Source organism: Zavarzinia sp. (genome assembly GCF_049306435.1).
In the GTDB taxonomy this organism is placed as follows: domain Bacteria; phylum Pseudomonadota; class Alphaproteobacteria; order Zavarziniales; family Zavarziniaceae; genus Zavarzinia.
Genome location: NZ_JBAQRT010000083.1, coordinates 1 through 11,603, shown reverse-complemented (window position 1 = coordinate 11,603; position 11,603 = coordinate 1). Strand labels below are relative to the sequence as shown.

Below are 11,603 nucleotides of genomic sequence, written 5' to 3'. Positions count from 1 at the left end.
TGACCGCGCCGCCGGCCGGCTGCGGTTTCGCGCCGCGCTGCCCCCTCGCTGACGAGACCTGCCGAAGCCTGGCGCCGCCGGTTGTCGCGACCGGCGAGAATGCCACCGCGCGCTGCCACAAGGTGCTGCCATGACCGTGCTCGATTTCGAAGACGTGGTCATCCACTACCGGGTCGCCAGGCGTCTCGCCGCCCTCGTGACCGGCCGGCCGCACCGGATCGAGGCAGTGGCCGGCGTCACCCTCGGTGTTCCCTACGGCAAGACCTATGCTCTCGTCGGCGAAAGCGGCAGCGGCAAGACCACGCTGGGCCGGGCCGCGGTCGGGCTGGTGCCCGTGACGTCGGGCGTGATCCGCATCGACGGCGCCGATGCCCAGGGCTTTGGCGATGGTCCCTGGCGCCAGATCCGGCGCAATGCCGCCCTGATGTTCCAGGACCCCATGGCGTCGCTCAACCCGCGCATGAGGGTCGCCGAACTGATCGCGGAACCGCTGGCCGTCCACCGGCCGGACATCCGCGATCGCGATGCAAGGGCGGCCGCCCTCCTCGACCGGGTCGGTCTGCACCGCGGCCTGCTCGACCGTTTCCCCCACGAGCTGAGCGGCGGTCAGGCGCGCCGCGTCTCGGTCGCGCGGGCGCTGGCGCTCGAGCCCAAGCTGATCATCGCCGACGAGCCGACCGCCGGCCTCGACGTCTCGGTCCAGGGCGAGATCCTGAACCTCCTGATGGATATCCAGGACAGCTCGCGCACGGCCTATTTCATCATCACCCACAATCTGGCGATCGCCCGCCATGTGACAGATTACATCGGCATCATGTATCTGGGCCGGCTGGTCGAACAGGGATCGACGGCGCAGATCTTCGCCGCGCCCGCGCATCCCTATACCAACGCCCTGCTCACGGCCCAGGTCGAGGCTCTCGGCAGCGAGGCCGCGCCCCTGCAGGGCGAGGTGCCCAGCCTGTGGGAACGCCCTCCGGGCTGCGAATTCCATCCGCGCTGCCCGATGGCGCGCGAGACCTGCCGCATCCTCGCGCCGCCCACGCTTCAAATCGCGCCGGGGCATCAGGTCGCCTGCCATTTTCCCATCGTCGCCGGCGAGACCGCCGGGGCGAATCCCCCCGCCGACGAGGACCGACGGCACCCCAACAGTCGCATCGCGTAAACGAGGAGGTTGCATCATGTCTGATTTCAAAATGGACCGGCGTCAGATCCTGGCCGGGGCCGCCTTCCTCGGTGCCGGCGTGGTCGCCGCCATGAGCGCCGGGCGCCTCGCCTTCGCGGCCGAGGGCAAGATCCTGAAGGTCCAGAACGACAAGGACATCTCCATCATCGATCCCGCGAACCGCTCCGGCTGGTGGGAAGAGAATGTCATGTTCGCGATCTTCAACAGCCTGTGCCAGTACAAGGCCGGCGACACCTGGGACTGGAAGCTGGACATCGCCGAGGAGCTGGACGCCAGCGACCCGACCAGGATCCGCTTCAAGCTGAAGCCCGGCATCAAGTGGACCGGCGGCTTTGGCGAGGTTTCGGCCGAGGACGTGAAATTCTCCTTCGAGCGGATCGCCGATCCCGAGGGCAAGTCGGGCTACAAGGACGATTGGGATGCGCTCGATCACGTCGAGGTCATCGACAAGCTGAACGGCGTCATCCACCTGAAGCAGGCTTTCCCGCCCCTGTTCAAGAGCACGCTGCCCCATGGCTCGGGCATGATCATGTGCAAGGCGGCGGTCGAGAAGGCCGGCGGTGCCTTCACCACCGAACCGCCCGCGACCTCCGGCCCCTACAAGATCGGGACCTGGGTGCCGAACCAGAAGCTCACCCTCGTCCGCAACGAGCTGTGGACCGGCGAGCAGCCCTATTTCGACGAGATCCAGCTCACCCCCATCACCGATCTGAAGACCGCCGAAATCGGCTATCAGAGCGGCGATCTCGATGTGACCAAGGTCAGCCTGTCGTCCGTGCCCCAGCTCAAGCAGGCGGCGGGCGCCGACACCACGATCGAGGTCCTGCCCTCGCTCCACTACATGTGGATGGGCCTCAATGTCGAGAACCCGAAATTTCAGGACGTCCGCGTGCGCCGGGCGATCCAGCGCGCGATCAATGTCGACGAGGCGATCCAGGCCGCCTATTTCGGCGAAGGCACCGTTGCCCATGGCGTCGTGCCGCCGCCGCTGCCGGGCTATCGCGCCAAGAACCTGCACGCCTTCGATCCCGCCGAATCGAAGAAGCTGCTGGCCGAGGCCGGGGTGAAGGACCTCACGTTCCGCATCGACCTGCCGGGCGATACCGATCGCATCACCATGGCCCAGGTCATCCAGGCGCAGCTGAAGGCCGTTGGCATCACGGTCGAGCTCAACGTCATGGATCGCGGCGCCTATGAAGATCAGTTCATGGAATCCAAGGGCGACGCCTACAAGAAGACCGAAGCCTATATCGTCGAATTCTCGACCGCGCCCGATGCCTCCTGGGTGACCATGTGGTTCACCTGCGATCAGGTCGGCACCTGGAACTGGCAGCGCCTGTGCGATCCGGCCTTCGATACGCTGAGCAAGAAAGCGACCTACGAGACCGACGACGCGGTCCGGACCAAGGATTTCGAGAAGCTGCAGGACATGCTGGAAGAAAGCGCCTCCTGCATCTTCCTGACCCATGGTTCCAACTGCATCATGTCGCGGTCCAACCTGAAGAACATCCATTCGGCCAATGGCCAGTGGCTGACCTTCAAGGACGCGATCCGCGTCTGATCGGGTCAATGGCGGGCGCGGCTCCAGCCGTGTCCGCCGCCCCACGGAAGCCACCCCCATGGCCCATGTCATCCTGATCACCACCGGCGGCACCATCGCCTCCCTGCCGGCGCCGGGGGGCGGTGTCGTCGCCGCCGGCCTTGGCGGGTCCAGCCTTGTCGCCGGGCCGCTGGCGGCACCGGTCGTTCATGACGATTTCTGCGTCGTCGGCAGTTACCAGATGGATCTGGCCCTGGCCTGGCGTCTGGCGCTTCGCGTCAACCAGCATCTGGCGGCGCCGGACTGTCTCGGCGCCGTCGTCGCCCATGGCACGGACACGATGGAGGAATCGGTCTTCATGGCCGATCTCCTGCTGGCGGGGGACAAGCCCGTGGTCTTCACCGGCGCCCAGCATCACGCGGGCGAGGTTGGGGGTGACGGGCCGCGCAATCTCGCCGACGCGATCACCCTCGCCGCCTCGCCCGCGGCGCGGGGCCTTGGCGCCCTGTTGCTGTTCGATCAGGATGTCCATGCCGCCCGAGATGTCGCCAAGGCTCACACCAGCCGGCTGGACACTTTCACCTCCGGCGATCACGGCAAGCTGGCGACGGTCGATGGCGACACGGTGTTCGTCTATCGCCAGCCCCGGCGCCGCCTGCGGCTCGAGGCCGGCCCGCCGGTCGACATCCCCCTGCTGCGCATGGCCATGGGGATGAATGGCGACCTCATCCGCTTCCTCGCGGCGGGACCCGCCCCCGCCCTGGTGATCGAGGCATTCGGCCGGGGCAACTTGCCGCCGGATGCCGGCGCCGCCGTGCGCGAAGCGATCGATGCCGGCAAGACCGTGGTCATCACCAGTCGCTGTCCCGGCGGCCGCGTGGTCCCGACCTATGGCAACGCCGGGGGCGGCACCGACCTTGCCTCGGCCGGCGCCCTGTTCGCGGGGGATCTGGCCGGCAACAAGGTGCGCATTCTCTTGAGCCTGCTGTTTGCCCTGCCCCTGTCGGCGGCGGCGCGCCGCGAACATCTCGCCGCCCTGGCGGACCCCGCCGCCTGACCCCCTCGCGCCCAGGATCCACGGATCACCATCATGATGAATGCCCCCCAAGTCCCCGCTCCCTGCGACCGCAAGGATTTCATGGACGCCATGTCGAATGCCGCGACCGGCGTCGGCATCGTCACCACCGATGGGCCGGCCGGGCGTTTCGGCATCACGGTCAGTTCGATGGCGTCGGTTTCCGCCGATCCGCCGCTGGTGCTCGCCTGCATCCGGGCCGACAGTCCGGCGGCGGCGGCGATCGTGGCCAACGGTAGCCTTGCCCTCAATCTGCTGGACGGGGGACAGGCCGCCGTCGCCGATTGTTTCGCCGGCCGCCCCGGCCCGACGCCGGCCTTCGATTTCGATGGTGCCGACTGGTCCCTGGCCGGTGGGCCCGCGCCCCTGCTGGAGGGGGCGGTGGCCGCGTTTTCCTGCCGGCTGCACACGGTCCATCAGGCCGGCAGCCATCTGATCGTCATCGGCCTGGTCCTCGCCGCCCGGCACCGGGCCGGCACGCCGCTGCTCCATGTCAACCGGCGCTATGGCATCCCCGCCGACGCGCGCCTGGCGGTCCCGGCCGGCTGAGCCTCGGCCGTTGCCCGATCCGCTCGCCGGGGGCATGGTGGCGGCCTGCCTGGGGAGTTTTACCGATGTCCATGGTCAATGCCTTCGACCCGGAAGCCGAAAGTGGCCTCTCGCCCGCGGAGAAGGATCTGGTCCGCCGCCGCGAGAAGCTGCTCGGCCCCGCCTATCGCCTGTTCTACGAAAAGCCGGTCCATATCGTCCGGGGCGAGGGGGTCTGGCTTCATGATCCCTCGGGCCAGGCCTATCTCGACGTCTACAACAATGTCGCCTCGGTCGGTCACTGCCACCCCAGGGTGGTCGAGGCGTTGAGCCGTCAGGCGGCGACCCTGAACACCCACACCCGCTATCTGCACGAGACCATTCTCGACTACGCCGAGCGGCTGCTGGCCCGGGTGCCGTCCGAACTCGGCCATGTCATGTTCACCTGCACGGGCTCCGAAGCCAACGATCTCGCCCTGCGCGTCGCCCGGGCCTATACCGGCCGGCGCGGCCTGATCGTGACCAAATTGGCCTATCACGGCGTGACCAGCGCCGTCGCCGAAATCTCCCCCTCCCTCGGCGACTATGTCCCGCGCGGCGACCATATCCGCCTGATCCCGGCGCCCGATGCCTATCGCGGCGATGGCGATGTCGGGGCCCGCATGGCGCGGGATGTGCGCGAGGCGGTCGCCGACATGCGCGCCCATGGCATCGAGCCGGCGGCGCTGCTGGTCGATACGATCTTTTCCTCGGACGGGGTCTTCGCCGAGCCCGTCGGCTTTCTGCGCCCGGCGGTCGAGGCAATCCGGGCCGAGGGCGGCCTGTTCATCGCCGACGAGGTCCAGCCGGGCTTCGGTCGCGTCGGACCCGATTTCTGGGGCTTCGCTCGCCACGGCCTGGTGCCCGACATGGTGACCGTGGGCAAGCCCATGGGCAACGGCCATCCCATGGCCGGTGTCTTCGTGAAACCCCGCCTGGTCGAGGATTTCGGCCGCAAGGCGCGCTATTTCAACACGTTCGGCGGCAATCCCGTGTCCTGCGCCGTCGGCCTCGCCGTCCTCGACGTGATCGAGGGCGAGGGGCTGGCGGAAAGCGCCCGGGAGGTCGGCGATTACATGCGGGCGGGCCTCCGGGATCTCGCCGGGCGCCATCCGGCGATCGGCGACGTGCGCGGCGCCGGCCTTTTCATCGGCCTCGAACTGGTGGTGGACCGGGCGGGCAAGGCGCCGGCCTCGGCCCTGACGACGCGGGTGGTGAACGGCCTTCGCGAGCGCCGCGTGCTGATCAGCGCGACCGGCCCCGGCGCCAATATCCTGAAGATCCGGCCGCCCCTCGTGTTCAGGCGGGAACACGCGGATATTTTCCTCGACCGCATGGCGGCCGTGCTGGAAGACGTCGCCGCTCAGTAGCGGATGGCGACGACCTCGAGGCTTTCGCGGCCCTGCGGCGTCTGAACCTCGACCACGTCGCCGACCTCGGCCTTCAGCAGCGCCCGGGCGACCGGCGAGATCCAGCTGATCTCGCCGAGTTCCGAGCGGGCTTCGTCGGAGCCGACAATGCGGATCGTCTTCTCGATGTCGTCGTCGCCGACATAGGTGACATGGGCGCCGAAGAAGACCCTGGTCTTCACCTTCTGCAGGGCGGGGTCGACCACGGTCGACCCCTCCAGCCGTTTGGTCAGGAAGCGCAGGCGGCGGTCGATCTCGCGCAGGCGCTTCTTGCCATAGAGATAGTCGCCGTTTTCCGAGCGGTCGCCGTTGCCCGCCGCCCAGGAGACGACCTCGACCACCTTTGGCCGCTCCACCCGCGTCAGGTGGCGCAGTTCGTCGGCGAGGCGGGCATAGCCTTCGGGCGTGATGTAATTCTTCGGGCCGTCGACCGCGCTCACGGCGATCTCCCCTTACTCCGCCGCCTGTTCGCGGCTCCAGCCGGCGGCCGGCTGCACCGCGATCTCGCTCGCCGTGCGGCTGATGCGGTTGGCGCCGTCGACATAGACCAGCCTCGCGGCGAAGCCCGGCAGTTCGGCTTCCTCGACCTCGACATAGGCGGCGATGATCAGCACGTCGTTCTTCTGCGCCATGCGGGCGGCCGCGCCGTTCAGCGAAATGACGCCCGAGCCCTTCTCGGCCCGGATGACATAGGTCGAGAAGCGGGCGCCATTGTTCACATTGTAGATGTCGATCTTCTGCAGGGGCAAAAGGCCCGAGGCTTCGAGCAGATCGTCGTCGATGGCGCAGGAGCCCTCGTAATCCAGCTCGCAATGGGTGACGGAGACGCGGTGCAGCTTGGCCTGCAGCATGGTGCGACGCATGGCGCTTTCCTCTGTTCGGGCCCTGCGGCCCCTTGTTCTTGATCCCTGTCCGCCCCCGGGGGAAGGGGGGCGGAATGGCCGCCGTCCTAGCATCCGTCCCGTCCCCGCACAAGCCGCAGTGCGGCAAAGGGCGGAACACAGCCGGCCTTGACGGCGACGGGCGGACATCATACCTGATGCAGCATGGCTATCCGACCCATCCTCATCGCGCCCGATCCGCGCCTGAAACAGAAATCGACCCCGGTGACGGTGTTCGATGCCGAGTTGCAGCGCCTGATCGACGACATGTTCGAGACCATGTATGACGCCCCGGGCATCGGCCTCGCGGCGATCCAGGTCGGCGTGCCCACGCGCCTGCTGGTCGTCGACCTCGCGCGCGAGGGGGAGGAGAAGGCGCCCCGCGTCTTCATCAATCCCGAGATCACCTGGACCTCCGAGGACGAGCTGTCGACCTATGAGGAAGGCTGCCTCTCGGTGCCCGAGCAATATGCCGATGTCGAGCGTCCGGCCCGGGTGCGTGTCCGCTTCCACGACGCCAAGGGCGAAAGCCACGAGGAAGAGATGGACGGCCTGCTGGCGACCTGCATCCAGCACGAGATGGACCATCTCGAAGGCGTGCTCTTCGTCGATCACCTCTCGCTCGCCCGGCGCAGCCTGCTGCTGCGCAAGGTGGCGAAGGCCAAGAAACTGGCCAGGGCCAAGGGGTGAGCCTGAAGCTGCGCCTCGCCTTCATGGGCACGCCGGCTTTCGCCGTGCCCACGCTTCAGGCGCTGATCGCGGCGGGGCATGAGGTCGTCGCCGTCTACAGCCAGCCGCCGCGCCCCGCCAACCGGGGCCACAGGCTGACCCCGTCGCCGGTGCATCTGGCGGCGGAGGCGGCCGGCATTCCGGTGCGCACGCCGAGGAGTCTCCGTGATTCCGCCGAACAGGAAGCCTTCGCCGCCCTCGGCCTCGATGCCGCGGTCGTCGTTGCCTATGGCCTCATCCTGCCGGCGCCGGTGCTGTGGGCGCCGCGTCTTGGCTGTTTCAATCTTCATGCCTCGCTCCTGCCGCGCTGGCGCGGCGCCGCGCCCATCCAGCGTGCGATCTGGGCGGGGGACGAGGAAACCGGCATCGCCGTCATGGCCATGTCGGAAGGCCTCGACGAAGGCCCCATCGTGCTCGAGGAGCGGGTCGAGATCGGCCCACATGACACCGCCGGCAGCCTGCACGATCGCCTGTCCGCCCTGGGCGGGCCGTTGATGGTCGATGGTCTCGCCCTGGTCGCCTCGGGCCGGATCACGCCCCGGCCGCAGCCGGCGGAAGGCATTACTTACGCGAAGAAGATCGCCAAGGAAGACGCCCGTATCGATTTCGCCGCCAGCGCCGAGGCGGTGGACTGCCAGATCCGCGCCCTCGCGCCCAGCCCGGGCGCCTTCACGGAAATCCTCGGCGAGCGCTGCAAGGTCCTGAAGGCCGAGGTCCTGCCGGAAACCGGTCATGACGCCGTGCCCGGCACCGTGCTGGACGGGCGGCTGACCATCGCCTGCGGCCTCGGCGCGATCCGTCCCCTGGTCGTCCAGCGCGCCGGCAAGGGTCCCGTGTCGGTCGAGGATTTCCTGCGCGGCTTTCCCGTTCCCGCCGGCACGATCGCCGGCTGAGCATCGCCATGCCGCGCTATCGCCTGACGGTCGAATATGACGGCTCGGCCTTCCAGGGCTGGCAGGCGCAGGAGGGCGCGCCGACGGTGCAGGGCACGATCGAGGCGGCGGCGGCCCGGCTGAACGGCGGCATCCGCGCCGTGCTGCACGCCGCCGGCCGCACCGATGCCGGGGTTCACGCCACCGGCCAGGTCGCCCATTTCGATCTGGACAAGGATTATCCGGCCATCGCCGTGCGCGACGCGCTGAATTTCCACATGAAGCCGATGCCGGTCGCGATCACCGAGGTCAGCATCGCCCCGCCCGATTTCCACGCCCGCTTTCACGCCATCGGCCGGCACTACCGCTATCGCATCCTGGCGCGGCGCCCGCCGCCCGCCTATACCGCCGGGCGGGTCTGGCACGTCACCCGCGCCCTCGACATCGAGGCGATGCGGGCGGGAGCGGCGGTGCTGCTCGGCACCCATGATTTCACCAGTTTCCGCGCCACCGAATGCCAGGCGAAATCGCCGGTGAAAACGCTCGACCGGCTCGAGGTCTTCGCCGCCGGCGAGGAAATCCACATCGAGGCCAGCGCCCGCTCCTTCCTGCACAATCAGGTGCGGATCATGGTCGGCACCCTGCGCCTTGCCGGCGAAGGCAAATGGGGGCCGGCCGATATCGCCGCCGCGCTCGATGCCCGCAAAAGGGCCGCCGCCGGCCCGACCGCGCCGGCCGAAGGCCTGGTGCTGACCGGCGTCGATTACCCGTCGGCCTGAATTTTCGCTTTCCTGACGCTTTCCTTACACCGCCGGGGCGGAACGGCGGCCGGTCGATCGCCATTTATCCTGTATCGATCACGCAGGAGTAGCCACCGTGAACAAGAAAGCGGTTTCCACCCTTTCCGTCGCCCTCGCGCTCGCGCTCGCCCTGCCGCTGTCGGCACAGGCGCAGCAGCCGGGCGGGCCGGGTCAGCCCATGCCGCAGGATCAGTCCCGGCCGCAGGGCCAGCCTCCGTCCCGCGACAGCGGCCACCAGCAGGGCCAGCGCCCACCCCAGGGCCAAGGCCAGAACCAGGACCAGGACCATGACAATGGCAATCGCCATGGCCAGAGCACCCGCAAACCCGGCAACAGCGGCCGCCATCATGGCGTCACCGTCAATGATGATCACCGCCACCGCGCCCGCGAATGGTTCGATGGCCACCCCGGCTGGTCCAGGCCGCTGCCGCCCGAGCTGCATCGCGGCGTCGTGGTCGGCGGACGTCTGCCGCCCGGCCATTACCAGCGCCCGCCGATGGTCATCGTCGACATGCTGCCGCGTCCGCCGGCCGGCCATGCCTATTTCGCGGTCGGAACCGATGTCGTGCTCGCGGTCATCGCCACCGGAATCATCGCCCAGATCGTGCTGAACGCGCCCTGATCCGGGATTTCCGCGCATCGGGGGGAACCGGCGACGCTCGCGGGCATTCCCCCACCAGCACCGATCGGGGAGAGTCCTGAATGCCTTCGCGCAAAGCCAATGCGAAAACGACACTGGCGGTCCTGCTCGCCGGGCTCGGACTCGCCTTGGCCGGCGCGGCCGAGGGCAAGAACAACGGCAGGGGCAACGGTCACGGCGGCAACGACAGTCATGTCGAGGACAGCCTGGCCCCGGCGATCGCGTCCGTGCTGTTTCCGACCGGCGACCGTCAGGTGATCTCCAATTATTTCCTGCGCAACAGCGGCTATCTCGCCGATCTGCCGCCGGGCATCCGCAAGCAATTGGTCACCCGGGGCCGCCTGCCGCCGGGCATCGCCAAGAAGATCCTGCCCGCAGGCCTGTCCGGCCAGCTCTCGCCCCTGCCCGCGGGCTATGACCGCATGATCGTCGGCCCCGACGTGTTGCTGGTGCAGATCGCGACCGGCATCATCGTCGACATCATTCGCGACGTCGTCCGCTGATACCCTGAAGGTTTCAACGGAACCTGGCCGCGGGCCAGGCATTTATAGATCATCAACCACCCGATGGATGAACGCCATGCGCTTCGCCAAACCCTTTATCGTCGCCGCCCTGGCGGCGGCCCTGGTGGCACCGGCCGCATCCGCCCTCGCCCGCGGCTGGGACGATGATCATCGCGGCGGCGGATACAGCCGCGACCGGGACGATCATCGCGGCCCCGACTGGCGCGAGGGCGGGCGTCACCACGATGACCGGCGCGACCACGGCCGCCGCGACTGGCACGACGAGCGGACCTACAGCCGGGGCTATGGCAATGGTTACGACCGGGGTTACGACCGGGGTTACGACGATGCCGCCCGTTTCGCCGATCGCGACCGCCAGCGGATGCGCGGCTGGTGGCAACGCTACCCGAGCCATTACCGGCCGTTGCCCCGGGGCTATTACTACCAGCCGCCCATGCGCGGCGCCTATCTGCCACGCGGCTATTACGTGCTGCCGCCGGTGATCGTGCGCGACATGCGGCCGCTGCCTCCGGGCTATGGCTATTACGCGGTCGGCAGCGACATCGTCATCGCCGCCGTGGCCACCGGCCTCATCCTCGACGTGATCCTGGGCGGCCGCTAGAGGCGCGAGGCGGGGCGAGCCTTTCTCGTCATCCCGGCGAAAGCCGGGTGATGTGCCGGCGGGGGCGCCCTTCTCGTGCAAAGGCTCCGGCCTTCGCCGGAGCGACGAGGGTGTTTGTGACTCTAGACGCCGCTCGCGCCGGGTGGCTCAGGCCACCCGGTAATAGCCCATCATCCCGGTTTCCTGGTGTTCGATGATGTGGCAGTGGACCATCCAGTCCCCGGGCTCGCCGCCGACGAAGGCGATCTTCAGCCGCTCCTTCGGCTCCAGCAGCACCGTGTCGGCCCAATGGACCGGCACGTCGCGCTTGCTCGATCCGATCACCTTGAAGGTATGGCCGTGCAGATGCATCGGATGGCGGTGCGGCGTGCCGTTGAAGATCTCGACGATATAGCTCGTGCCGCTCTTCATCACGGCCAGCGGCTCGGGCTTGCCGGTCGCCGCCATGCCGGGCCAGGCCCTGGTGTTCAGCGACCAGAACACCCGCTGGGTGGTGCAGATCTCGTCGGCGCCGAACAGTTTCTGGAATTCCGCCACGGCGGGATCGGTCACCCCGGCGCCGAGATCGAGCTCGAGCTTCACCGCGTTGGCGAGATCGGGTTCCGGCAATTCGGCCGGCGGCAGGGCCAGCGGCCGGTCGCGGCCCGCCATCGGCAGGGGCTCGCCCGCGACCTCGAAACGGGCCAGCACCACGGGCGTCGACTGCCAGACATCGTGCAACTCGATCACCGCCCCGGCCTCGTCCGGCGCGATCAGCGCGAGGTCGGCGCGCATGGCTGGGC

At 68.5% G+C, this 11,603-nt stretch carries 14 protein-coding genes; 11 read left to right on the top strand and 3 right to left on the bottom strand.

All coding sequences use genetic code 11. From position 1 onward, the window contains the following. The first annotated feature begins 130 nt into the window (after window positions 1-130). The 5 genes from WAZ62_RS04300 (at window position 131) to WAZ62_RS04280 (ending at window position 5,735) form a co-directional block, all read left to right on the top strand. Window positions 131-1,162, top strand: a complete 1,032-nt coding sequence (locus WAZ62_RS04300) for an ABC transporter ATP-binding protein (protein ID WP_422642289.1) — start codon at window positions 131-133, stop codon at window positions 1,160-1,162. A gap of 16 nt (window positions 1,163-1,178) precedes the next feature. Continuing rightward, on the top strand, window positions 1,179-2,744 hold the full coding sequence (locus tag WAZ62_RS04295) for an ABC transporter substrate-binding protein (protein WP_422642288.1): 1,566 nt from the start codon (window positions 1,179-1,181) through the stop codon (window positions 2,742-2,744). A 58-nt stretch (window positions 2,745-2,802) separates the two neighbouring features. Next, a complete protein-coding gene (locus WAZ62_RS04290; RefSeq protein WP_422642287.1) occupies window positions 2,803-3,780 on the top strand; it encodes an asparaginase in 978 nt (325 codons plus the stop codon). An 81-nt stretch (window positions 3,781-3,861) separates the two neighbouring features. Continuing rightward, on the top strand, window positions 3,862-4,347 hold the full coding sequence (locus WAZ62_RS04285; protein ID WP_422642286.1) for a flavin reductase family protein: 486 nt from the start codon (window positions 3,862-3,864) through the stop codon (window positions 4,345-4,347). A gap of 65 nt (window positions 4,348-4,412) precedes the next feature. Beyond that, window positions 4,413-5,735, top strand: a complete 1,323-nt coding sequence (locus WAZ62_RS04280) for an aspartate aminotransferase family protein (protein ID WP_422642285.1) — start codon at window positions 4,413-4,415, stop codon at window positions 5,733-5,735. Here the strand turns inward: WAZ62_RS04280 and greB are convergent. Both greB and panD read right to left on the bottom strand, forming a co-directional pair. Then, window positions 5,729-6,214 (bottom strand): transcription elongation factor GreB, encoded by a 486-nt coding sequence (gene greB / locus WAZ62_RS04275; protein ID WP_422642284.1) that lies wholly within the window; start codon window positions 6,212-6,214, stop codon window positions 5,729-5,731. The genes WAZ62_RS04280 and greB overlap by 7 nt on opposite strands. Before the next feature lie 12 nt (window positions 6,215-6,226). Continuing rightward, on the bottom strand, window positions 6,227-6,637 hold the full coding sequence (panD, locus tag WAZ62_RS04270) for an aspartate 1-decarboxylase (RefSeq protein ID WP_422642283.1): 411 nt from the start codon (window positions 6,635-6,637) through the stop codon (window positions 6,227-6,229). Window positions 6,638-6,820: 183 nt separating this feature from the next. On the opposite strand from panD, the gene def reads away from it, so the two are divergent. The 6 genes from def to WAZ62_RS04240 all read left to right on the top strand — a co-directional run bounded on the left by def (window position 6,821) and on the right by WAZ62_RS04240 (window position 10,821). Continuing rightward, window positions 6,821-7,345 carry a peptide deformylase gene (gene def / locus WAZ62_RS04265; RefSeq protein WP_422642282.1) on the top strand — a complete coding sequence of 175 codons (525 nt, stop codon included), beginning with the start codon at window positions 6,821-6,823 and terminating at the stop codon, window positions 7,343-7,345. A 23-nt stretch (window positions 7,346-7,368) separates the two neighbouring features. Beyond that, complete coding sequence (gene fmt, locus WAZ62_RS04260; RefSeq protein ID WP_422642290.1) at window positions 7,369-8,277, top strand: methionyl-tRNA formyltransferase; 909 nt, start codon at window positions 7,369-7,371, stop codon at window positions 8,275-8,277. An 8-nt stretch (window positions 8,278-8,285) separates the two neighbouring features. Further along, entirely contained in the window at window positions 8,286-9,035 is a 750-nt protein-coding gene (gene truA, locus WAZ62_RS04255) for a tRNA pseudouridine(38-40) synthase TruA (RefSeq protein ID WP_422642281.1), read from the top strand. A 97-nt stretch (window positions 9,036-9,132) separates the two neighbouring features. Then, a complete protein-coding gene (locus tag WAZ62_RS04250) occupies window positions 9,133-9,678 on the top strand; it encodes an RcnB family protein (protein ID WP_422642280.1) in 546 nt (181 codons plus the stop codon). 80 nt (window positions 9,679-9,758) lie between these two features. Continuing rightward, the gene (locus WAZ62_RS04245; protein ID WP_422642279.1) at window positions 9,759-10,199 is read left to right on the top strand and encodes a hypothetical protein; all 441 of its coding nucleotides are present in this window, start codon (window positions 9,759-9,761) and stop codon (window positions 10,197-10,199) included. A 76-nt stretch (window positions 10,200-10,275) separates the two neighbouring features. Next, window positions 10,276-10,821 (top strand): hypothetical protein, encoded by a 546-nt coding sequence (locus WAZ62_RS04240; RefSeq protein WP_422642278.1) that lies wholly within the window; start codon window positions 10,276-10,278, stop codon window positions 10,819-10,821. A 147-nt stretch (window positions 10,822-10,968) separates the two neighbouring features. Here the strand turns inward: WAZ62_RS04240 and WAZ62_RS04235 are convergent. Continuing rightward, window positions 10,969-11,603 (bottom strand): multicopper oxidase domain-containing protein (locus WAZ62_RS04235; protein WP_422642277.1); only part of this gene is annotated, 635 nt, incomplete at its 5' end.

Coding starts and splice junctions, on each gene's coding strand:
- panD (WP_422642283.1), bottom strand. CDS start 6,637: ATGCGTCGCACCATGCTGCAGGCCAAGCTGCACCGCGTCTCCGTCACC.
- WAZ62_RS04245 (WP_422642279.1), top strand. CDS start 9,759: ATGCCTTCGCGCAAAGCCAATGCGAAAACGACACTGGCGGTCCTGCTC.
- WAZ62_RS04240 (WP_422642278.1), top strand. CDS start 10,276: ATGCGCTTCGCCAAACCCTTTATCGTCGCCGCCCTGGCGGCGGCCCTG.
- WAZ62_RS04285 (WP_422642286.1), top strand. CDS start 3,862: ATGGACGCCATGTCGAATGCCGCGACCGGCGTCGGCATCGTCACCACC.
- fmt (WP_422642290.1), top strand. CDS start 7,369: ATGGGCACGCCGGCTTTCGCCGTGCCCACGCTTCAGGCGCTGATCGCG.
- WAZ62_RS04280 (WP_422642285.1), top strand. CDS start 4,413: ATGTCCATGGTCAATGCCTTCGACCCGGAAGCCGAAAGTGGCCTCTCG.
- def (WP_422642282.1), top strand. CDS start 6,821: ATGGCTATCCGACCCATCCTCATCGCGCCCGATCCGCGCCTGAAACAG.
- WAZ62_RS04290 (WP_422642287.1), top strand. CDS start 2,803: ATGGCCCATGTCATCCTGATCACCACCGGCGGCACCATCGCCTCCCTG.
- WAZ62_RS04300 (WP_422642289.1), top strand. CDS start 131: ATGACCGTGCTCGATTTCGAAGACGTGGTCATCCACTACCGGGTCGCC.
- WAZ62_RS04295 (WP_422642288.1), top strand. CDS start 1,179: ATGTCTGATTTCAAAATGGACCGGCGTCAGATCCTGGCCGGGGCCGCC.
- truA (WP_422642281.1), top strand. CDS start 8,286: ATGCCGCGCTATCGCCTGACGGTCGAATATGACGGCTCGGCCTTCCAG.